This is a genomic window from Clostridium thermosuccinogenes, assembly GCF_002896855.1.
Taxonomy (GTDB): Bacteria; Bacillota; Clostridia; order Acetivibrionales; family DSM-5807; genus Pseudoclostridium; species Pseudoclostridium thermosuccinogenes.
Genome location: NZ_CP021850.1, coordinates 2,971,262 through 2,993,708, shown reverse-complemented (window position 1 = coordinate 2,993,708; position 22,447 = coordinate 2,971,262). Strand labels below are relative to the sequence as shown.

Below are 22,447 nucleotides of genomic sequence, written 5' to 3'. Positions count from 1 at the left end.
AAATCTAGACTTAAGAGGAGGAAAACAGTGATAAGTCAAAAGTTACTACTTGCGCAAGCATATGAAGAAGAAGCGGCAAGACGTATCCCGGATACATCCCGGCCCAAATTCCATCTATCACCTTATGTGGGCTGGATGAACGATCCAAACGGATTTTCTTATTATAAAGGTGAATATCATCTGTTTTATCAATACAATCCTTATGACACGGTTTGGGGTTCCATGCATTGGGGTCACGCTGTTAGCAAAGATTTGATTCACTGGCACTATATGCCTGTGGCTTTGGTACCTGATAAATCCTACGATTCGTTTGGTTGCTTTTCTGGAAGTGCGGTTGAGCTTCCCAATGGAGAGCATTTACTTATGTACACTGGTGTACACAAGGACAGCAATACCGGAGAGGAATTCCAAACACAGTGCATTGCTATTGGAGATGGCTTGAATTATAGAAAATACTCTCAGAATCCGGTGATCGATGGGAATCATCTACCCAAAGGAATGAGTCGAAGCAATTTCAGAGATCCAAAGATCTGGAGGGAAAAGGACGGAAGCTATCGTTGTGTCGTGGGAGGATGCGATCAAAGAAATCTCGGAGTTATTCTTCTTTTCAGCAGCAAAGACGCCTTTAACTGGAAATATGAGAGTGTCCTTGTAAGGAATGATGGCCGCTTTGGATTGATGTGGGAATGTCCGGATTTTTTCCTTTTAGACGGAAAGTATATTCTCCTTACCAGCCCGCAGGATATGCTGCCCGAGGGGCTTGAGTTTCATAACGGTAACGGTACGCTCTGCCTGATAGGTGAACTTGATAAAGAACAAAAGCATTTTACCAATGAATATTATCAGGCCGTTGACTATGGTATTGACTTTTATGCACCTCAGACTCTGCTGGCACCGGACGGAAGGCGTATTATGATAGGCTGGATGCAAAATTGGGATACCTGTAAACTGGTCGATGCAAAGAACCTGTCGTGGTTTGGACAGATGAGCCTGCCGAGAGAACTGTCTGTCAAAAATGGACGGCTATATCAACAACCGATCCGAGAGCTGGAATTATACAGAAGTAACAAGGTCGAATATAAACATGTTCTTTTACAGGGAGAACTATCCTTGAATGGCATAGAGGGCAGAACCGTAGAGATGGAAATCTCGATTCGAGCAGTGGATAAAGATAAGTTATACCAGAAGTTTGAAGTCAATTTTGCGCAAAACGAACTGTACAGAACGGTGCTGAGCTTCTGCCCATATGAGTCCATACTGAAAATTGACCGTTCGTTTTCTGGTTCTCGTAGGGCTTGTATTCACCAGCGTCAATGTATGGTTTCCGACAAAAAAGGTGAATTAAAGCTAAGAGTCATTTTGGATAGATTCAGTGCAGAAGTCTTCATCAATGATGGTGAACAAGTAATGACTGTCACCATCATGACTGATACTGCTGCAAAAAAAATTTCGTTCAGTTCTATTGGTGAGGTTATTATGGATGTAACAAAGTATGATTTGTAAAGGGAGGAGTAATGGAATGAAACGTTACGATATAACCGCTTTGGGAGAACTCCTGATCGATTTTACAGAAAACGGTCTAAGCGAACAGGGCAATATCCTGCTGGAGGCCAATCCCGGCGGTGCTCCCTGCAATGTGCTGGCAATGCTCTCAGGACTTGGGAAAAAGACGGCTTTTATTGGCAAAGTGGGCAACGACTTTTTCGGAAAGCATCTGAAAATGGTTCTGGAAGAATTAGGTATTTGCACATGCAATCTTCTTTTGGATGAGAAATATCATACAACCTTGGCTTTTGTTCATAACCATCCTGACGGTGACCGGGATTTCATCTTTTATCGTGACCCTGGCGCAGATATGAAACTATGTGCCCACGAGGTACAGGAAGAACTGATTGTACAGTCCAGGATATTCCATTTTGGCTCGCTCTCTCTGACTCATCCCGGTGTGCGGGAGGCAACAAAGAAAGCACTGCAAATCGCGAAGGAAAACTCCTGTCTGATCTCCTTCGACCCCAACCTGCGTGAGCCGTTGTGGGACAGGTTGGATGAGGCCAGAAAGCAGATCGCGTTTGGACTTAGCCAATGCGACATTCTGAAAATTTCGGATAACGAACTTCAATGGTTTACCGACCGGTTGGATCTCGACGAAGGAGTAAGCTTTCTGCAGGACATCTATCGAATTAAGCTGATTTTGCTCTCTATGGGAAAAAACGGAAGTCGTGCATATTATGGTGGTATGAAGGCAGAGGTAAAAACCTTTCCGCTGAAGAACACCATAGATACAACTGGGGCGGGGGATACTTTCTGCGCATGCGCGTTAAACTATATTCTAGAGCACAATCTTGAAAATCTGAGTTATGAAGATCTCTTGAGTATGCTCACTTTCGCTAATGCTGCCGCATCACTCATCACAACAAGGAAAGGAGCGTTGAGAGTGATGCCAAAGAAAGAAGAAATTGAGTACCTCCTGACAAAAAACATTGAGGAATAAGAAAACTACCCCAAAATTTTATCATATTTTGGGGTAGTTTCTATTTATCTATCACCCTCATTTTGTTTTTAAAGCAAACCAATCTTATGTATGGTTCAGTGGTCTCTCCTGTTGAAGCGCCACCATTTGCGTGTTTAAGTCGGCGAAATTTTTCTAACCAAGGAAGGACAATGGCAGTCTGCGAAGCTTCTTGGACAAAACAATTCTTCGGTTGGCGCTTTCCTTTTAAGCCACGGTATAGGTCTTGTTATACAGATGACACTGGCTTACGAACATGGCAATAAACAGAACAGGGTGTTTTATTGCACTTCATTATTAGAGGAGGTGAAAAGTGGATTATAAGTGTTTTTCTGAAATGCTTGATAAAACTTTTGCATGGTCAATTTCCCGTACCTTTTCGTGAGAGGAACCGGAAGAATTGACATAAGAGATATTATTTCAAGCACTGAAAAGCATTGCAAATCTACGAGGTTATAGAAAATTTAAGCCGTGGTTTTGGGGGATTGCTGACTTAATATCGAAGGAAATAAAGGTGAATTTTCAAAATAAAGAAAATCCCCTAACTAATTTGGGTGTTCCTTTTTCTGTAAACCAAATGTTATATCTATAATTGAGCAAATTCGCTACCAATAAATGGTTATACAGTGATACTAAGCGATTCATTGACCTTTGACAACGGAATACCATGGCACGCTTGTTCGTAAACATAGGCAACCAGGTTATATTTGATTTCATTACGCACATGCTTACGCTGGCTATTCAATGTACTATATCCCACTGATGATAAGCTTACACAAAAGGCATAAGTAAGCATAATAACCGTAAGGAAGCGTTTTATTGCTTGTTTGCTACGAACCTGGTATCTGTCAAGTTCAAGCTGCATCTTGATTGAGTCAATTTACTGTAGGGAATTGAAGATAAGACGACTTCCTAAAATAAGTCCACTCCGGTCACGCCCTTGACAACAAGCATCTCCCATATGGTTTGTCAGCCAGGGCGGCACCCCTTGTAACAGGGGAATGTCTCTGGAGCTTTTGGCTGCCACTTTAGCCCATTATACCATATGGGTCCCTCTTATTGTAAAGGGTTCGCTTCGCCGTTCCCTTCGTTCATTGTTACCCTACAAAGGCTCTTAGCGCTCTATAAAGCAGTGTTTTATGGCCTTTACTGATTATTGTTAGATTACTGTCCCAAACACCATCATATCTATTCCTATTTGTTCTCAATTCACGAATTAATTCATCTTGTAGCTGCTGTGCCTGCTCCCGTTGTTCTTTCTTCTTTTGAGCCATTACCAAGTCGTATACTTTTCCTCCGTTTTTCTTGAAAATTCTGAGTTGGGCCATCTTGTCCGCACCATTTTTTGACCAACCCATTGGCCTGCTGCTTAACCTATCGGATAGAATATGGCTTACATGCCCTTCAGCACTGCATCCTACAATTTCATAGTTATCTACCTTTATCTCTATTCCTGCCCAGTTATTCAATATATATCTTTTTGCATCGTTAACCGCTTTCCTCTTTGTCTCCGATTCTGTCTTTTCAAGAATTTTAGCAAATGCCTTCTTAAGCCCCGCCTTATCAGCTTCTTTCAAGGCATCATCTAATTCCTGTTCGATATCTTCGTCTTCCAAGTGTGCCGTTGCTACTTTTACGTATTTGCTCAAATGATACTTATCCAATACAAACTTGCTTTTACCAATCCAGTTTAATCCCTGTTTTATCCAAGCTGCTCCATCTCCAGATATATATACAGTTTCAATCTTATCCACATCATAAGTATCATCTATGTATTGGGAAACCTCTAGCCACAGTTCTTCACTATCTCTGATTCCTCCAAAATAACGGGGATTCTTCAATACTTTTCTCTTCTTCGTGCTTTTTTCATGGTCAATTCCCTCATGAACGTATACAAGCTTAGGCATTAGTGTGCTACTTGCTCCCCATTCATCTTCTGTCTTATGTCTCTTTTTCCCTTGCTGCGCTACATGGTCTTCATCAGCCTCAATATACAGAATCTTTGGTGTCTCATCCTTTCTCTTTTCCACCGATGGCTGAACAACTTCAAGTTCATGTACTTTATTCATTACAGCCTGTTTGCTTACCTCATCCATGTATGCAGCTTTTTCTCCACCTTTTCTATAACTGCTCTCCGCAGCCTCTTCCACAGCATTTATGACAACATCAGCACTTACTCGGTCATGAGGATTGATACCAACTATTCTATCCACAAGATATTGCCTTTTTCCGCCTTTCTTAGGCTTAAAATATGTTCGTTCATAACTGATGGGTCCAAAGCTTGTTAAAAGTCCTGTTCTATCCTTTCTTACAATTTCCCAGTTCTGCTTGCGAGAAGCCGATTCCCGCAGATAATCATCCATATCTTCAAGAACTTCTGTAACAATGTTTCTACCTAATTCAAGAAGTTCTTCATGCAATCCCAAAACAAGGTCAGCTAGGTCCGTAGGCTTTTCAACAAATTTTTTTACCTTTTCTTCAATCTTTTTTACACCAAAACCAATAAAATGTTGTATACTATTGTACATAGAAGATGCATCCTTTCGTTGAGTATTTTGATTTGGCGACTTATATCTTAACAGGATGTCATCTTCTTTTCAATTTTTTGGATATTTATTCCAATTGATTCCCTACAGTAATTTTACTCGAGCCTGCATCTTATTGTCTCTGAAGAAGATTTCTATCGTCCACCTTTCGATATAAGTTGTAAGAATTTCTTCTTCCGTAAGATTGCTTGTGCTGAAGAATACATGTACAGCCTTTTCTTCAAAAAGCTTGCTTTCAGGCCAACTGAGTAAAATTACTCCGTTCTTTGGAAGCCTTTTGATATAGCCATTATAGTGGTGTACCCAATACTTCTGATTGCCCACGGTGACAAGGCGGACATCTTTTTCAGTAAGGGTTTTAACGTATGCATTAACTTTTTGGCCTAATCTTGGTCCTCCTACAGAATAAAGAACCCTGTTCGCTCTCAAAGCGCCGATGTACTCGAAGCCTCTGTCTTTAGCAGCTTGAATAACAGAACAAGCACTATACCAGCTATCACCCAAAACGTATACCTTTGTCGGAAAATCCGGCAATCCTTCAATGACTTTACGAACCATGCTGATTTTACTCTGGACAGCTTTATCGTAAAGCTCCATGTAATAAGGCAATTTTAACCCTCCACATTCTAGAAGGACACATACAATCTGGTGACCGTAAACACGCTTGCGCCTGAGATGTGAATGGTGGACACTACAGCCTTCAGTTGGTCTCAAAGCCTTTGACGAGGGCTTTGTCTTTTCGGAAATCGTATCATCCAGTATCACATATACAGGGCAGCCTGTTTTCCGGGCTTGCAAGTTTATTTGTGCCAGTACGTATAGCTGGTATTTATCCATTACAAGGCTTGTAGGCCATGGTGATTTCGATAAAAATTTCCCGATAGAAGTCCGGTGAACATTACGCATGCTGAGTTCCGGGACATTTGTTATTTTACCGTCAAAACCTCCTTGCATTGCAGAAGCAATTATGCTTGCAAGATTAGCAATTTGAGGCTTTGTAAGTAAAAATGTCAATCTTAATGCAATAAGGAACTTTCTTAAACTCTCTGTGCATGTTATAATGTTCATCGGGGCATCTTCAATCCTTTATCTTTTGTGTAAGCAACAAAAATATCGGATTTTTCAGGTGCCTCATTTAGTTTTACCAAATTATGTTAGCGTTTTTGCTCATTTATAGTTATATTTATTAATTGCTATGTGGATATATCCAACATTACCTGAAAAAATGCCAATGATAATCGCAGTGATTTTTGTAGCACTTTTGTTACCATATGATTGGCTATATAAGTCTAAATCTTATATAGTGTTCGCTATCTTAATACCCATTGTATCCCTTATAATTGGTGTTAATTTTGGGCCTTATGTGATTGCAATTATGATGATAGCCATAGAAATATTATTTAGTATTTGTCTGATATTTGAAATCAGAAAAATTTTACCTATTTCTAAACCTTATTATTAATACTTATTATTAATATTTATTAAAACGCATCCTTTATATCTCACGTCGTAATGGACATGTTTTCGTCTACCAAAAGTGACAAAAATGCAGTGGATATGTTTCCGAGAACGGGCAATAACAAATAACATCAATTCTACAAACACAAGCCACGTGGAGTGCATAATAGGAATGCAAAGAAAAATACTTAGAAATTTAATTTTCAGCTGCTTTGCTGATATCTCTATCCTGAAAAATTTTAGTTACTTCGAAGGCACAAAAACACCCACCCAAGCCACTACCCAAACAGTACTGGCTTTGAAAAAAAATTTCTTATGCCACGTTCTCTTCTATAGTTACTTTAAAGCCTAAGGCTTCAAGGCGCTTTATACTTCTCTTTACGATATCTTGCTTCCTGCGCTGTTCAAAATAGTCTGCTCCAAGCTCCTGATAGTCTACGTTGTTTTTTATCAGATGATATGCTATTACTAAAATACTGTGCCCAACTGCAACCGTTGCTCTATTACGTCCTCTTCGTGCTGCGATTCGTTTATATTGTGCTGAAAGATAACTGTTTTTGCTTCTACCTGCCGCTTTTGCACATTCCACCAGCGTACTTCTTAAGCTTTTAGTCTTTCCACTCTTTTTCTTTCCCGCACTTTCATTGTTACCGGAACACATCCATGCCCAGGATGCCAGGTGATTCGCTGTCGGAAATACACTCATGTCAGTTCCTATTTCTGCTATTATTGTCTGTGCACTCCGCTCTCCAACCCCGGCTATTGAATCCAAACGCTTCACCTGTTCCTCAAAAGGGCGCATACGTTCTTTGACCTCTGCATCAAGCTTTTCAATCTCAGCATCCAAAAAGTCAATGTGTCTTAGCATGGTGGATAATATCTTTTTCTGATGTTCTCCTATAAGTCCTTTTAAAGCTTTCTTAAGTTCATCTGTCTTTTGCTTCATTTTACCTTTAGCCAAGGCTGCAAGCACTTCTGTATCCTCAGTACCTTTTATGATTTCCTCACGCATTCTTCTTGATGATACTCCATCTATGTTGCTTACTACTGATGAAAGCTTAATATTTGCCCCTTCAAGCACTTTTTGTACCCGGTTTAATTCGCGGGCACGTTCTTCTATCATGCTTCGCCTATATCGTATATACTCTTTTAATTCACGTTGCTCCCGGTTTGGTATATAGCTACCTTTAAGAAGTCCATACCTTAAAAGCTCCGCTATCCACTCTGCATCTTTGACATCCGTCTTTCTGCCCGGCACCGCCTTGATATGCTGGGCATTGACTACCATTGCCGGTATCTCCTCCAATTCAAGTAGATTGTATATTGGCTTCCAGTAAGATCCTGTACTTTCCATTGCAACATTCTCACAGCTCTCTTCTTTCAGCCAATCTACCAGCTCAATCAACGACTCGGTTACTGTCCCGTAACTGCGAATCTCTTTCTTGCTTTCAGTAATCACACATGCAACAATTTTGTCCTTATGGACATCCAACCCACAACAACGCTGGTATACTACTTCCATTAATATCAACTCCTATGGTTGTAATATTCCGGCGCAGCTCCCTGTACTTCATTATTCTACCCTGCGTGCTCCCTGTAAGGGGCAACAATTTGTGGTACAAGCAGGAAGCTGAAATCAGTCTAATCCACGGGCTCTCACGCACCAAGATAGTTCGACCTTCTTCACCGTATGTCTATAGTATACCGTAACGGCTGCTCGTTTTCATCAATTTGATGGTGCTACTTTAGTGGCATGAGGGTCTAATTATTAAATTTAGTAGATCGAAGGCTTCTGTATGCATTGATAAAGTATAATATTTTTCGCAAATTCATAAAAGTCCAATAAAAAATGACATGGACGTAACCGTTTGGTAGAATTAAGTTGCTACACAAAAACCAACCAAAGGAGGTTACGAACCATGTCAGATAAAATTATACAACTAAATGAAGGCGTAATAAAGCAGGAATTAAAAGATTTAGTTCGCAGTAGTGTTGAGGAAACTCTTAATCAGTTATTGGAGCAAGAGGCGGCAGAACTAACTAAAGCAGAACGCTATGAGCGCACTTCGGAAAGGCAGGGCTATAGATCCGGTCACTATGAAAGAAATCTGACCACAACATCGGGAAATGTGAGGCTAAAGATGCCTAAATTAAAAGGGATAGCCTTTGAAACAGCAATAATTGAACGATACCGTCGGAGTGAAAGTTCAGTGGAAGAAGCTCTAATAGAAATGTACTTGGCGGGTGTATCGGTACGGCGAGTCGAGGATATTACCGAAGCCCTTTGGTGGACAAGAGTCTCTCCTGGCACTATCAGTGAACTAAATAAGAAAGTATATGTACATATTGATGCATGGCGTAATAGACCACTGAAAAATAGATATCCGTATGTCTACCTGGATGGAATCTATTTAAAACGCAACTGGGGTGGCGAATATGAGAATGTATCCATTCTCATAGCAATGGCGGTAAACGAAGAAGGCTACAGAGAAGTCATTGGTGCCGCTGAAGGAATGAAAGAAGATAAAGCAAGCTGGCTAGCCTTTTTGCAGGTTTAAAGGAGCGAGGACTAACTGGAGTCCAGCTATTCATAGGAGATAAGTGCCTGGGACTCTTAGAGGCAATAAATGAGGTTTATCCGGATGCAAAGTATCAGCGTTGTACCGTTCATTTCTATCGAAATGTATTTACAGTTACCCCAAGTTCCAAGATAAAAGAGGTAGCCGTAATGCTGAAAGCCATTCATGCGCAAGAGAATAAAGAAGCAGCAAGGCAAAAGGCACAGAGTGTGGTTAAGAAACTACGAGAAATGAAACTTAAAGAAGCAGCTGATAAGATAGAAAGGGGCATCGAGGAAACGCTGGCTTACATGGATTTCCCCTATGCCCATTGGCAAAAATTGCGGAGTAATAATGTTATTGAACGACTTAATCGAGAGATCAGGCGCAGGACAAGGGTTGTAGGAACCTTCCCTGATGGAAACTCAGCCTTAATGTTAGTTTGTGCAAGGTTACGCTATGTTGCAAGCAAGGACTGGGGAACTAAGCGCTACATGAGCATGAAACACCTTGAAGAATTCGACATGGATGATTCATTAATGACTGTCGGCTAATCAATGCTTACCAACCGGTAATTGATTTTGCGAAAAAATCTTGACGGTACCTATGCATTTGTAAGATGGCAGGGAGTATGCAGAAAACTATTAGCAGGTAATGACCTAAATGGAACAGTATCAAGGGTCTACAGGCGTTTCTTTTTGCTTTTTGCCGGTGCGGGTGTGAACTGTAAGCAATAGGCAGGTAAAGTTTCCAAATATGACTATCTGTTGTCATATTAATGCGGTATAATTGTAGATGAATGGGTTTACGGGCATTTACTATCATTCGGCAGTTATGTGAAGGTTTTGGAGCCCCAGCATATCATGAACATTATTACCGATAGGGCAAGAAAGCTTTTGGAATTATACGAAAAGCAGTGAGGATGGGCAATATGCACTACAAAGAGGTAAAGACAATTTTATCTGCCAATAACGGAATGAATGTATATCGTGGCTGCACCCATGGCTGCATCTATTGCGATAGTAGAAGCAAGTGCTATAAGATGGAGCATGATTTTGAGGATATAGAGGTTAAGGTAAATGCTCCTGAGCTTCTGGAAAATGCCCTCAGGAAAAAACGCAAAAAATGCATGATAGGAACTGGTTCCATGTGCGACCCATACATGCATATTGAAACAGAGCTCAACCATACACGGAAGTGCCTTGAAATTATTGACAGGTATGGATTCGGACTAAGTATTCAGACCAAATCAGACAGAATACTAAGGGATTTGGATTTATTAAAAAGCATAAATAACAAATCGAAATGCGTTGTTCAGATGACTATGACAACATATGATGAGAACCTGTGCAAATTAATTGAGCCTGCAGTATGCACAACTAAAAAGCGTTACGAAGTTCTGAAAAAAATGAGGGACAATGGGATTCCCACTATAGTATGGCTTGATCCAATTTTACCATTTATAAATGATACGGAGGAAAATCTTAAAGGCATACTTGATTATTGCATTGATGCTGAAGTGATTGGAATAATTTGCTTTGGAATGGGATTAACTTTGAGAGAGGGAAGCAGAGAATACTTTTATAAAAACTTGATGAGCACTTTCCGGGCTTAAGGCAAATTTATCATAAAAAATACGGCTTTAGCTATGAACTGAAAAGTGATAATAACGAAAAACTGATGGAGATATTTCATCACGAATGAGAGAAACATGGCATAGTTCACAATAACGATGAAATATTCAAATATCTTCATACGTACGAAGAAGCTGTGCAATTTGAACAAAGTAAGCGTCAAATAGCCCCCACCTTTGATTTAGCAGGGGCATAATATATATTATTTATTGGGCACTTTGCAATGACCCGGAAGATTTGCTGACCATGGCAACAAGGTGTCTAATGCATGTTGATCCTTGATATTTATATTCGGTAGACGTTCAAAGAGATAAGTAAGATATTCAAACGGGTTCAACCCATTCTCTTTTGCCGTCTCCACAATACTGTAAATTGTTGCGCTGGCATTGGCTCCTTTAGGCGTGTTGCTAAACAGCCAATTCTTCCTCCCGATTACAAAAGGCTTTATCGACCGTTCACTTCGGTTGTTATCAATCTCTAGCCTGCCGTCCAGCATAAAGGCCTCCAGCTTGTCCCACTGGTTCCGGCAGTATTGGATTGCTTTTCCTAATGAACTTTTGGGAGTTACTCTTGGACTCCAGTATTTGAGCCATTCCTTGAATTTATCAAGCACTGGTCGGCTGTGTTTCAATCGGCCCTCATATCTTTCTTCCGGTGTAACATCATGAAGCATTTTTTCTATCTCAAACAAGTTATTGCAAAATGCCAAACCTTCTTCTGTTACTGTGGGCTTGTCATCTTTTTTTGGAGGCATGGCTTTTAAGGCGTCGACAAAATAACGCCTTGCATGTGCCCAGCAACCAACCTGGATGATTCCGGGCATGCCACTATAACCATCATACCCATCCGTATGAAGGTAACCTTTGAATCCTTCAAGAAATTTTTTAGGATGTTTGCCAGCCCTGGTAGTTTGGTAGTCATAAAGAATAATCGGAGGCCCTTCCCGGCCGGTCCGGTATAGCCACATGTAGGAGGTTGAATCTGCGGCTCGCCCGGGTTCCTTGAGTACTTGGAGGGTAGTATCATCGGAATGGAGGATGTCCCTTTGCTGCAAGTGTTCCCGCATTCGTTCATATATCGGCCGCAGCCACCTGTCGGAGCTTTGTATCATCCAGTTCGCCATGGTTTGCCTGGATATTTCAATCCCCATCCTCTCCCAGTCCTGCTCTTGACGATAAAGAGGAAGCCCTTTTACAAATTTCTCCGTCATTACATGAGCTATGGCGGATGCCGAAGCCAGGCTTCCAGGAAGTGCCGGCTTTGGCATTGGGGCTGTTACTATCGGTGTAGATATTTCATTCTTCTCGCAATTACGGCAGCCATATACATACTGCACATGTTCCTTTACACGCACCTGAGCCGGAATAATTTCTATTTCCCGCCTTACTTCCTTGCTCATTTCATGCAGTTTGCCGCCACAGCAATCACAAACCTGCTCTTCTTCAGGCAAGCGATACTCTATGGTCTCTACAGGAATGTCTTTAAGCATTTCTTCTCTGTGCCCCTGCTTTTTACGACGTTTATATGTAATTTCCTCTAATGTTGGTTCGGGAACTGCAGGCTTGGCTTCTGATTCCGCCTCGTTGAAAAGATTTAGCTGTTCAGGGACTTCCGTCTTTTCACTTGAACGCCCAAAAAGCTTATGCTGATGCAGCCGGAATTGTTCTTCAAACCATTTGAGTTTTGCTTCAAGCTCGGCTTTTTCCTGCTTCAATATTTCAATTTCTGTTTGGAGTTTTTCTATTGTAACCGTTGATTTCACTGTGTTTTCCATAATTTTATTATATCATTTTTCTACGGTTTTTTCCAGGAAAATGATAAAAAATATAAATATTTTTGTCTTGAAAGTATTCATATTACTGCACTTACTGTCACTTTTTTGTGTGCCTGCTTCTGCTCCAAGGATAGTCCATCCAGCAGCCAACCCAGTTCACGGACACCAACCTTCATTGGAGTGCCGCAACTTTCTTTAGGCCATTGGAATTTGCCTTTTTCAAGCCTCCGGTAATATAGCCAGAAACCATTATGTTCCCATTGGAGGATTTTAAGCTTATCACGTTTTTTATTGCAGAACACAAATAGACAAGACGAGAAGGGGTCTAATGCGAAGCTTTGCTGGACGATGGCAGCCAGGCCATCGATAGACTTACGCATGTCGGTACTTCCACAGGCAAGGTAGACCTTGTCGGTGCCGGCTATGCTCAGCATAATTCCCTCAGCACCATTAGCACATCCAACAGATGCTTCTGGTCAAAGCCTGGTTTGACTTGAACTTCAGCTGGGCCAAATTTGATTTCGATTGATTGGCCTTTGCCTGTATGCTCTTTATGATCTACTTCTACCGGAATCCATTTGGGAGATTCTGATTGTATGATTCCGTTTTGTCTTTCTTTTCTCAACCAGTAGCTTAACTGACGAAGACTTATCCCCGCGGATTTGCAAAATGAAGTTTGCGTCTGTCCGCTGGATTTGTACTCTGCAATTATGGATGCCCATTTTTGATAAAGATCTGCTTTGGTCATAAAGTTATACCTCCAGTATATTTTCTGGAGAGATTATCTCATAAGCCTGTTTGCATTTAAATGTGGGTATTATTTACCGCTTACTGAACAAATGACTTTATTTTAGTTCTACTGCTTCATTTTAGCGAGCAGGAAACAAACCATCCCCCCGCTTCCATGGAGATGATTCAATGAATTTGTATTGATTTGTTCCTTGAAACAGATGTTTTCGGAAAAATACTAAAACAATTGATATGTTCCCTTGAATGGCGATTTTTCAAAACAGCAAAGAAATCATTGACATGTTCCAGCGAACAGATACTATAAAAAATAGCCCGCAGGCATCAATTTCATCAACTCGAACCATGTTGAGTGCGTGGTATTTATTACAAAGCTGTAAGACTTAATTTTACTGGATTTGCTGGATTACATTCAAACTGTCAACTCGACTTAAAAGGTCAAAATGTGTATAAAGAAACATATCGAAGGCGTATTTTTGGTAAGATTTTTGCCCGGAAATATGTAGGGTTGAGTTGATAGAACAGATAACGCATAGGTTGAGGTGACAGGTTAGATGTAAAAGTAGGTATGTAATGACAGCATCAAAACTATCAACTAAGGTTTATAAGTTAAGAGTTGTCATTAAACATTATATCTTGAACGGTTATTCATCCTCTTCGCCACGTGGAGATTTGCTTAAAAATTCATCAATATCTCTTGACTTTGACGTCGTGTCGTCCATTATAATGATTTCGGAAAGGAGGCGAACAGATGAAGCTCATGACCATCAGCGAGGTTACAAAGACCTTCAATGTTACAACAAGAATGCTTCGATACTATGATGAAATCGGTCTATTACCCAGCACTCGCAAGCAGAATTATGCGTATCGTGTGTATGATGAATCTGCCTTAAGACGTCTTCAACAGATTATCGCGCTGCGGAAATTGCGTATTCCGTTGAAAAAGATTGCCTTGATATTTAGTGATATTGAGCAAACAAAAATTATTGAAATCTTTCAGGAAACTATTGATGAGCTTAATACCGAAATAACTGCGCTCCAAACAATACGAGATATTCTGAATGCATTTATTACGCGATTAAATTCGATGGTGCATACGCATATCAAGCTTGACATGCTCAATGATGCTGATATCATAAGTGTAATTCAAACGCTTAGTCTTTCAAAAATCAAATTAAAGGAGGAATGTTCTATGGACGACCTGAACAAAGCTAATGAAATTTTATCGACCTTAAAGAATGTGCGTATTATTTATTTGCCACCTTGCACCGTTGCGGCAAGCCACTATTTCGGAGAAGATCCCGAAGAAAATGCAGGGAAACCGTTAGAGGAGTTTGTTAGAAGCATTGAGCTTCAAAAAATCAAACCCGATTTGAGAGTGTTCGGATTTAATAATCCTTCACCAACTGGCAATGAAACATATGGATATGAATTTTGGGTGACCATTCCTGATGATTTGGATGTTCCATCTCCTCTGCAAAAAAAATACTTTGAGGGCGGATTGTATGCGGCTCATTGCATTAAGATGGGTGATTTCCATGAGTGGCAACTTCTTGGTCAATGGGTTATGAACAGTAGTGAATATGAATATGATGCACGGGAGCCATTCGGAATGAATGGTTGCTTAGAAGAGCATCTTAACGCATATTCATATTTTGCAGGCGATGAAAAGGCGGCACAGTTTATTCAACTCGATTTGCTGGTACCAATAAAGGCAAAATAACCAGTAACAATTGTTCTTCAAAGTCATCGGAAATTGTTATATCCGGGGCATGGTCAGGGAAGCTGCTTATCATACTGTAAAAGCTTTCTGCTTTCTTAATGCATTTGCGGGAGCATGTAGAAAGTGTATTTTTTGGGTAAAATTTGAATCTGAGGCCAGGTAGGATTGAGTTGACAAATAAGATAATGGCCAATTTTGTAGGAGTTAAGGAAACAGGCTTGATGTTATATAAATTTGATTCTCATCCATGACAATTTTTGTGACCTGCTATGCAAAGCTAAAGATTCCTGCTGCGCTTTTCAGTTTTAATTGCCTAAAAGGGAAAAATATGAAATAATAAACTCAGCGATGTATTTTAATTAACCGACACTCCAACTGTTTGGGCTTTGTAATGTAATCATATTCTGGATTGCTCAATCGGTTTGATCAGGCTTGTCATCGATTACTCTATATGTAAGAAAGGTGCTATATGAGAGTTGGTGTAATATCAGATGTTCATAACAATGTAGTTGCATTAAATGCTGTGCTCGAAAAATTTCATACAGAGGGCTGTGAGCAGGTTATTTGCTGTGGAGACATTATCGGTATTGGTCCATACCCGGAAGAAACAGTTCAACGTATTATGCAAATTCCTGATATCATTGCGGTTCGAGGGAATCATGAAAGATATTTGTTAGAGGGTATGCCAACGCAAGCACCCAATGAAGAAGATATGGGATACGAAGAAATGGAGCACCACAAATGGGAGCATTCGCTATTATCCAATGAATCTGTTCAGTTTTTAAAAGGGCTCCCTTATCGTAAGGATTTTGCTTTGGGTGGATTTCATTTCGCTGTAATGCATTATTGTATGGACAGTTCAACCAATAGATACATCAACTTTAATGCAAAGTAAAAGCGAGGCCTCAAATTTCTTCCTGCGTTGAGCAAACGCAAACTCAAAATAAATTTACAAATAACTATGGTTGCAGATATATCGGGACCCGAAACTGCAACCAATAGTTTTATAATATGTTACAGGGCTTCCTTAATCAGTCAGCCCTTTCAATATAGCTTTTAACTTGGTATAATCTTTCATATAAAGGATACCTAAAAACTAGCAGATTATGAGGTTTGAGCACAATGAGCATAATTAAAAGTTATCATGATTAAGAAAAAATAAGCCACAGGTATAAACCACATAAGTAAATTTAGGTGGAAAAAATGGCTGGGATTCTATGCTCAACAGGTGCTTTAATAGTCAAACCAAATGGAAGAAATTACGGGCTGCTGGAGACCTTGTCTAAGCAGATTAATTGTGATGGATTTGAAATTATGATGTACAGAGACCGGTATGACAAAATAGATGTAATGTTTATATTTAAAAAACTTGGACTTAATATACCGGTATTCTTTTTGTCTTTGATACCAAGATGGCTGCCTTTCATGGACAGCTTGAGCCTCTATATGAAAAAGAGTATGACTGGCTTTGGAAAGATGGACATATCAGGCATTTTCATGTAAATGATTATGGCGGACAAATTTTGGAATGGTCAAGTCTTAAATCACTTCCACTAAACCTAAAAAGGCAAAATGCGTACATGTAAACATATCGACGTGGTATTTTGGGCGTGAAATTTGGACCCGAAAATAGGCAGGGTTGAGTTGACAGGTTAGATAACGTATAGGTAGAGGAGACATGATGTAATGATCAATAAATACTAGTTGCTTTATGGAAAGCTATTCATGTATAATGATTAAGCTAATTAATTTTTAATGCAATTCTTAGCATAATAATTGCATTATTTTTATCTTATTGACGCATTGGAGAGAGGAATGGTTGGAGCCATATGAGAAAAGCATCGATTGAAAGGAATCTCACTGAGGGTAATGTTGTTAAGCTTCTTATACAGTTTGCATTGCCTTTTATGTTGTCAAATCTGATACAAAGTCTTTACAACGTAGCAGATATGTTGATAGTCGGTTATTATTCGGGGACTGCTGCCATTTCTGGGGTGAATATAGGCGGACAGGTTACATTTATCTTGACGAATATTATAGTTGGCCTGACGGTTGGTGGTACCGTTATTATTGGTCAGTATCTGGGCTCTGGAGATAGAAAAAGCGTGAAAGAAACAATTGGCACACTGCTCACTTTTCTTCTTATTGTCGGTATTGCCTTTACCATTATCATGTTAATGGTTTCAGATAAAGTACTCTGGCTATTGCAAACACCGGAAGAGTCCTATCAGCAGGCAAGGGACTACCTTGACATTACACTGTTGGGTACGGTATTTATTTTTGGATATAATGCGTTTTCTGCTATTCTGAGAGGTTTTGGTGATAGCAGGAGACCATTGATTTTCATATCCATAGCATGCACAATAAATGTAGTTTTGGATTTATTGCTTGTTGGTGTTTATGGCATGGCAGCAAGGGGTGCAGCGATCGCAACTGTTGTTTCACAGGCTATAAGCATGATTTTATGTATTATTAGTTTAATGAGAAGTGATTTCATATTTGATTTTAAACTTTGTTCATTTAGATTCCTGAAAAAACATTTCATCACAATTGTACAGGTAGGTATACCTATCTCAATCCAGAATGTAATTGTGAACTTTTCATTTCTCGTGCTTACCACTATTGCGAACAGTATGGGTGTAAATGCATCTGCGGCTGTCGGTATTGTCGGTAAATATAACGGTTTTGCAATATTACCGGCTATTGCAGTTGGCTCTTCAGTTTCGGCAATGGTTGCGCAGAATATGGGTGCAGGAGCTATTGATCGCGCCAAAAAGACATTCTATACCGGTTTTGCACTTGCTTTTTCAATTACCTTTGTAGTATTTATTATTACACAGGTTTTTCCTGAACAGATCTTATCTGTTTTTGATGATGATCCGAATACGATTTCTGCCGGAGTAGAGTATATCAGGACCTTTTCTTTCGATTACCTGATTGTACCTGCGACATTCTGTTTGAATGGTCTTGTAACTGGTTCAGGACATACAATTATATCATCAATATGCGGAATTCTGTCATCAATTGGTTTCCGTGTCCCGATAGCTATACTTTTTGGATTAGTCATGCAAAAAGGACTGGGGGGATTGGGTCTTGCAGCACCTATCGCCAGCTTAGCTTCAGGTTTGATTCTACTGATTTATTATGTTACAGGAAAATGGAAAAAGAATACGGTTGTCAAAACTAGCATGTGACGAGGAACGGGATTGTATAGTTTTGATGTATGGTTTGAAAAATAAAAGAAATGAAAAAGGCTATAAATAAAGGTTTTCCAGGCATCGGGAAAACCTTTATTTTTTATCGTTTGCGGCAATATATCGACTGCCCTGAAAGTGATAGGGTTGAGTTGACAGAATAGATATATGAACAGGTAAGCATCTTTTTGACTGCCAGAAGTCTGTCAAAGATATTATCCAGTAAGCCTTAGAAAGAAAATTAGTTGACACCTCAACTAATTTCTAATATAATTTTTTTGGAGTTGATGAGATTGAACAAAAGTATTGGAAGGTTAATTAATCTTTTGGCAAGAAAAAGTCAGATATATCTTGGTAAGGTTCTCAGTCAATACAATCTTACGGCAGCAGAAGAACCCTTTTTTATGGCGATGCAACACTATGAGGGAATGACCCAGGAGGAATTAACCGCCATTGTTTGCGTTGACAAAGCAGCTACGGCTCGGGCAGTAAAAACTTTAGAGGAAAAAGGATATCTTCTGCGAATGCAAGATGAAAAGGATAAAAGGCAAAACCGGGTTTATCCAACCGAAAAGGCAAAAGAAATCGGGAAAGAGGTAAGAGGAGAATTAATGAAGTTTAACAAGCTTTTAACCCAGAATATGAAAGAGGAAGACATAGATAAGCTTTATTCTTTTTTACTTCAATTGGAAAAAAATATAAATAAAATTTATAATGAAAAAATATATCTGGGAAATGGAGAAAACGAATGAAAGACATGACTGCAAGGACAAATGGCAATCCACTTGGTTATGAACCTATACTTGGGTTAATTGGCAGGTTCGCCATTCCGTCCATTATCAGTATGCTGGTTGCATCAGCCTATAATATTACAGATCAGATTTTCATTGGTCATTTGGTAGGCATGCTTGGCAATGGTGCAACTAATGTTGCATTTCCAGTTGTAACCTTTACGACAGCCTTTGCGCAGCTGATTGGTGTGGGAACTGCTGCAAACTTCAATATTAATATGGGTGCGAAAAAAGAGGAGGAAGCAAAACATTTTATCGGAACAGGTATTAGCTTGATGTCTGTTATCGGGCTATTTATTTTCTGTACCGTATTTGTTCTGAAGAGACCAATACTTCTTTCTTGTGGTGCCACTGAGAATGTGCTTCCTTTGGCAATGGCCTATCTAAGCATTACAGCCATAGGACTGCCTTTTCAACTCTTTACTACTGCCAGCAGTAGTCTGATTCGAGCTGACGGTAGCCCTACCTATTCCATGATATGTAATATTACCGGAGCTATATTGAACATATTCTTAGATTGGCTGTTTATGTTTCTATTTGGTTGGGGAATTCAAGGAGCTGCGATAGCAACAGTGGTTGGACAGGTTATATCTTTTCTTCTTTGTGCAATCTACTATTTTAAGTTCAAAACTTTTCAAATTACGAGAGGAATGTTAAGCATAGAATGGCATTATGTAAAACAGATTGTAAAACTAGGAACCTCTAATTTTATTAATCATACCATTATGATGCTTGTAAATATTGTCTTAAATAATAGCCTGAAAATCTATGGTGCTATGTCCATTTACGGTAGTGATACTCCCTTGGCAGTATCTGGTGTTATTGCAAAATTAAACAGCATTCTCACTGCTGTTTCCGTTGGTTTGGCCCAGGGTTGTCAGCCAATTTTGGGCTTTAATATGGGGGCTAAAAACTATTCCCGAGTAAAGGAAACTTATAAAAAGGCTGTTTCCATCGCTCTGGCCATTAGTATTCTAACCTTTGTTTTGTTCCAAGGATTTCCGAGACAGATTACTGGAATTTTCGGAGGTGGAAGTGATCTCTATTTTCAGTTTGCAGAGCAATATCTGAGAATTTATATGTTCATGGTATGTGTTTTTGGTATACAGCCATTGACAATAAATTACTTTACCGGTACGGGAAATGTAAAACAGGGAATTATACTGACATTATCAAGGCAAGGTGCTTTTCTTATTCCTTTGCTTTTGATTCTGCCACGATTTTTAGGGCTGACTAGTATCCTTTATGCTGGTCCTATAGCGGATTTCATGGCCTGCCTTCTGTCTCTTATCATGATAACCATTAATTTCAGAAAAATGGATATGATGCAGACATTATGGAAGCATTAATTAGTAATGTCTATGCTGCAGTACAATTTACTGACGATGGAGACCTGAATACCGCATTACACGAGCTATGGAATGATCTGATTTTCAATGGTGAAAATATAGTCGGAAAAGAAGATGACTTAATCAAAGCGCTCAAAGATATTGACTCCAGTGTTATTGAGGGGATAGCCTATAGCATTAGGCAAGTGAATTGACAGTAGACAGAGTTGATGCAAGAGTAGGTATGTAGCCGTCTCCTTTAATTTTATATAAGCACTTCTTACATACACCTACATACATTTTATAGATGTATTTAGGGAACTACAGGTCGTTCGCATGTCACTTTCTCCATGGTTTAATTTTTTCGACTTGTTAGGAGAGTGAGTTTCGGTCGGCACGGGAAGAAAAAAAGAAGCGAAGCAATATGGTTACGGATGATGACGGTACACATCGAAGTAGCAAGAAACATAGTTTTAAGAATTATTTAATTTTAGCTATTATATTTGTCTTTATCAACCGAATCGAGAAGGATTTTTAATTGTTTTAAAAATCCCCCTGCGTAAGGTATTGCTTGTTACGCTGCGTCATGTTGTACGATGGGCATTGTAAGGAGGTGAAAGGTTATGCCAAAATACACAACGGGAGAATTGGCAAAGCTCTGCGGTGTTACGGTCCGGACGGTGCAGTATTACGATACGCGCGGCATTTTGGTTCCAAGTGAGTTGAGTGAGGGCGGACGGCGTCTGTATTCGGAAGATGATTTGAGAAGGATGAAAATTATCTGTTTCCTTCGGGAACTGGATTTGCCCATCAATTCGATATCACAGCTCCTTTCAGAAGAAAATCCCGAAAGTGTTATCTATCTTTTGATTGGGCAACAGGAGCAGGAACTGCGGGAAGAAATCAGCGATAAGCTGATGAAGCTGGATAAGCTGACTATGTTGAAACAGGAACTGAAGAGAGTTGACCGTTTCTCCGTTGAATCCATCGGTGACATAGCCTTTATCATGAAAAACAAGAAAAAACTCAAAAAGATTCGTTCAACAATACTTCTGACAGGTATCCCGATGATGATTCTGCACTGGATTTTGATCATCCTGTGGGTCGTAACCGGCATATGGTGGCCGTTTTTTGTCTTTTTGTTGGGGGTAGGTCCCTATGCAATATTGGCTTCTCGATACTACTGGAAGCGGGTTACTTACATCTGTCCGCAGTGTCATGAAGTATTCAGACCGGTATTGAAGGAAGCGATGTGGGCCAGGCACACACCTAATACAAGAAAACTCACCTGCACCTGTTGCGGGCATCACGGATTTTGCGTGGAAACCTACGGAGGTGACGAGAAATGAAAGAAATAAAAGAAATGAAAAAATCCCTGCTGTTTGCACTTGCAATGTTGCCCATTGCGGTTGCCGGTGGATACTTTATAACATCTTATCAGCTTAACATGTATGACCAGACTACAATTGACCAAATTCTCAGTCAGGTCGGTAACACAGGCAACCTTATAATGATTTCTGTTATGCAGACTGTCCTTTACGCCTGTGTTCTCGGTTTCTTCGGGTATTTTCTTTCTGAAAAAATCGGGCTCATGAAACCGTTTCGGTTTGAGAAATCCGCCTTATTACGTACTGTATTACTGTCTGTTATATTCGGCATAGTATTTAGCCTTGATTACTGGACATTTGGCAGGTGGATTCCGGAACTCAACATTTCTGAGACAACGTCTGCAGGCCTGACACTTTCCGGCTGGCTTGGAGCAATATTTTACGGCGGTATAATTGAAGAAGTAATGATGCGTTTGTTTCTCATGAGTATGCTTGCCTGGATCGGATGGAAGCTATTTTTCCGAAAACAGGATGCAGTTCCCGACGGTGTTATTATCGCTGCCAATGTGCTTGCTGCGCTGTCGTTTGCGGCAGGTCACTTGCCTGCAACAGTATCGTTTTTCGGAGCAATTACACCACTACTTCTAATTCGCTGTTTCCTTCTGAACGGCGCTTTCGGCTTGTTCTTCGGTGGGATGTACCGCAAATACGGTATTCAGTACGCCATGCTTGCACACGCCCTGCTTCACATTGTCAGCAAAACTGTTTGGTGGATTTTTGCATAAATTGTCTCTTCAAAATAAACTGTGGCATAAAATGCACAGACAGTTGGTGCTACCGACTTGCCAAACTAAGCG

Annotated in this window: 19 protein-coding genes and 3 pseudogenes; 16 read left to right on the top strand and 6 right to left on the bottom strand. The window is 40.0% G+C overall.

The window, feature by feature from the left end; all coding sequences use genetic code 11:
* Positions 1-27: 27 nt before the first annotated feature.
* From CDO33_RS13105 to CDO33_RS21700, 3 genes and pseudogenes are all read left to right on the top strand, one after another.
* The gene (locus CDO33_RS13105; protein ID WP_192875024.1) at positions 28-1,503 is read left to right on the top strand and encodes a glycoside hydrolase family 32 protein; all 1,476 of its coding nucleotides are present in this window, start codon (positions 28-30) and stop codon (positions 1,501-1,503) included.
* A 16-nt stretch (positions 1,504-1,519) separates the two neighbouring features.
* Positions 1,520-2,491, top strand: coding sequence for a carbohydrate kinase family protein (locus CDO33_RS13100; RefSeq protein WP_103083089.1), 972 nt, complete (start codon positions 1,520-1,522; stop codon positions 2,489-2,491).
* Between the two features lie 502 nt (positions 2,492-2,993).
* Positions 2,994-3,098 (top strand): annotated as a pseudogene (locus tag CDO33_RS21700) (DUF7010 family protein); the annotation flags it as partial.
* 508 nt (positions 3,099-3,606) lie between these two features.
* Here the strand turns inward: CDO33_RS21700 and CDO33_RS13095 are convergent.
* A complete protein-coding gene (locus CDO33_RS13095; protein ID WP_103089282.1) occupies positions 3,607-5,037 on the bottom strand; it encodes an ISLre2 family transposase in 1,431 nt (476 codons plus the stop codon).
* A 102-nt stretch (positions 5,038-5,139) separates the two neighbouring features.
* Complete coding sequence (locus CDO33_RS13090; RefSeq protein ID WP_161496712.1) at positions 5,140-6,009, bottom strand: transposase; 870 nt, start codon at positions 6,007-6,009, stop codon at positions 5,140-5,142.
* A 235-nt stretch (positions 6,010-6,244) separates the two neighbouring features.
* Between CDO33_RS13090 and CDO33_RS21695 the strand changes: the two genes are divergently transcribed.
* Entirely contained in the window at positions 6,245-6,517 is a 273-nt protein-coding gene (locus tag CDO33_RS21695) for a DUF7010 family protein (RefSeq protein WP_422678815.1), read from the top strand.
* Between the two features lie 309 nt (positions 6,518-6,826).
* Here CDO33_RS21695 and CDO33_RS13080 read toward each other — a convergent pair whose 3' ends face one another.
* Positions 6,827-8,035 (bottom strand): IS110 family RNA-guided transposase, encoded by a 1,209-nt coding sequence (locus CDO33_RS13080; protein ID WP_103083276.1) that lies wholly within the window; start codon positions 8,033-8,035, stop codon positions 6,827-6,829.
* 397 nt (positions 8,036-8,432) lie between these two features.
* Between CDO33_RS13080 and CDO33_RS13075 the strand changes: the two are divergent.
* From CDO33_RS13075 to CDO33_RS13070, 3 genes and pseudogenes are all read left to right on the top strand, one after another.
* A pseudogene (locus CDO33_RS13075) lies at positions 8,433-9,625 on the top strand (IS256 family transposase).
* Positions 9,626-9,856: 231 nt separating this feature from the next.
* Positions 9,857-9,991: a WCX domain-containing protein gene (locus CDO33_RS21590; protein ID WP_117433644.1), complete on the top strand. Its 135-nt coding sequence runs from the start codon at positions 9,857-9,859 to the stop codon at positions 9,989-9,991.
* Positions 9,992-10,002: 11 nt separating this feature from the next.
* A pseudogene (locus tag CDO33_RS13070) lies at positions 10,003-10,901 on the top strand (SPL family radical SAM protein).
* 6 nt (positions 10,902-10,907) lie between these two features.
* Here the strand turns inward: CDO33_RS13070 and tnpC are convergent.
* From tnpC to tnpA, 3 genes are all read right to left on the bottom strand, one after another.
* Positions 10,908-12,479 (bottom strand): IS66 family transposase, encoded by a 1,572-nt coding sequence (gene tnpC / locus CDO33_RS13065; RefSeq protein ID WP_103089411.1) that lies wholly within the window; start codon positions 12,477-12,479, stop codon positions 10,908-10,910.
* A 77-nt stretch (positions 12,480-12,556) separates the two neighbouring features.
* A complete protein-coding gene (gene tnpB, locus CDO33_RS13060) occupies positions 12,557-12,913 on the bottom strand; it encodes an IS66 family insertion sequence element accessory protein TnpB (protein ID WP_028992631.1) in 357 nt (118 codons plus the stop codon).
* Complete coding sequence (gene tnpA / locus CDO33_RS13055; RefSeq protein WP_028992632.1) at positions 12,907-13,227, bottom strand: IS66 family insertion sequence element accessory protein TnpA; 321 nt, start codon at positions 13,225-13,227, stop codon at positions 12,907-12,909. The genes tnpB and tnpA overlap by 7 nt, the downstream gene beginning before the upstream one ends.
* A 750-nt stretch (positions 13,228-13,977) precedes the next feature.
* Here tnpA and CDO33_RS13050 point away from each other — a divergent pair.
* From CDO33_RS13050 to CDO33_RS13010, 9 genes are all read left to right on the top strand, one after another.
* The gene (locus CDO33_RS13050; protein WP_103083083.1) at positions 13,978-14,949 is read left to right on the top strand and encodes a MerR family transcriptional regulator; all 972 of its coding nucleotides are present in this window, start codon (positions 13,978-13,980) and stop codon (positions 14,947-14,949) included.
* Positions 14,950-15,418: 469 nt separating this feature from the next.
* Positions 15,419-15,844 carry a metallophosphoesterase family protein gene (locus tag CDO33_RS13045; RefSeq protein WP_103083082.1) on the top strand — a complete coding sequence of 142 codons (426 nt, stop codon included), beginning with the start codon at positions 15,419-15,421 and terminating at the stop codon, positions 15,842-15,844.
* 308 nt (positions 15,845-16,152) lie between these two features.
* Entirely contained in the window at positions 16,153-16,452 is a 300-nt protein-coding gene (locus CDO33_RS13040) for a hypothetical protein (RefSeq protein ID WP_103083081.1), read from the top strand.
* A gap of 326 nt (positions 16,453-16,778) precedes the next feature.
* Entirely contained in the window at positions 16,779-18,143 is a 1,365-nt protein-coding gene (locus CDO33_RS13035) for an MATE family efflux transporter (RefSeq protein ID WP_103083080.1), read from the top strand.
* 293 nt (positions 18,144-18,436) lie between these two features.
* A complete protein-coding gene (locus CDO33_RS13030) occupies positions 18,437-18,895 on the top strand; it encodes a MarR family winged helix-turn-helix transcriptional regulator (RefSeq protein ID WP_103083079.1) in 459 nt (152 codons plus the stop codon).
* The gene (locus CDO33_RS13025) at positions 18,892-20,283 is read left to right on the top strand and encodes an MATE family efflux transporter (RefSeq protein ID WP_103083078.1); all 1,392 of its coding nucleotides are present in this window, start codon (positions 18,892-18,894) and stop codon (positions 20,281-20,283) included. The genes CDO33_RS13030 and CDO33_RS13025 overlap by 4 nt, the downstream gene beginning before the upstream one ends.
* Entirely contained in the window at positions 20,271-20,477 is a 207-nt protein-coding gene (locus CDO33_RS13020; RefSeq protein ID WP_103083077.1) for a hypothetical protein, read from the top strand. The genes CDO33_RS13025 and CDO33_RS13020 overlap by 13 nt, the downstream gene beginning before the upstream one ends.
* A 408-nt stretch (positions 20,478-20,885) precedes the next feature.
* A complete protein-coding gene (locus tag CDO33_RS13015; RefSeq protein WP_103083076.1) occupies positions 20,886-21,611 on the top strand; it encodes a MerR family transcriptional regulator in 726 nt (241 codons plus the stop codon).
* A complete protein-coding gene (locus tag CDO33_RS13010) occupies positions 21,608-22,375 on the top strand; it encodes a CPBP family intramembrane glutamic endopeptidase (RefSeq protein ID WP_202849543.1) in 768 nt (255 codons plus the stop codon). The genes CDO33_RS13015 and CDO33_RS13010 overlap by 4 nt, the downstream gene beginning before the upstream one ends.
* Positions 22,376-22,447: the final 72 nt, after the last annotated feature.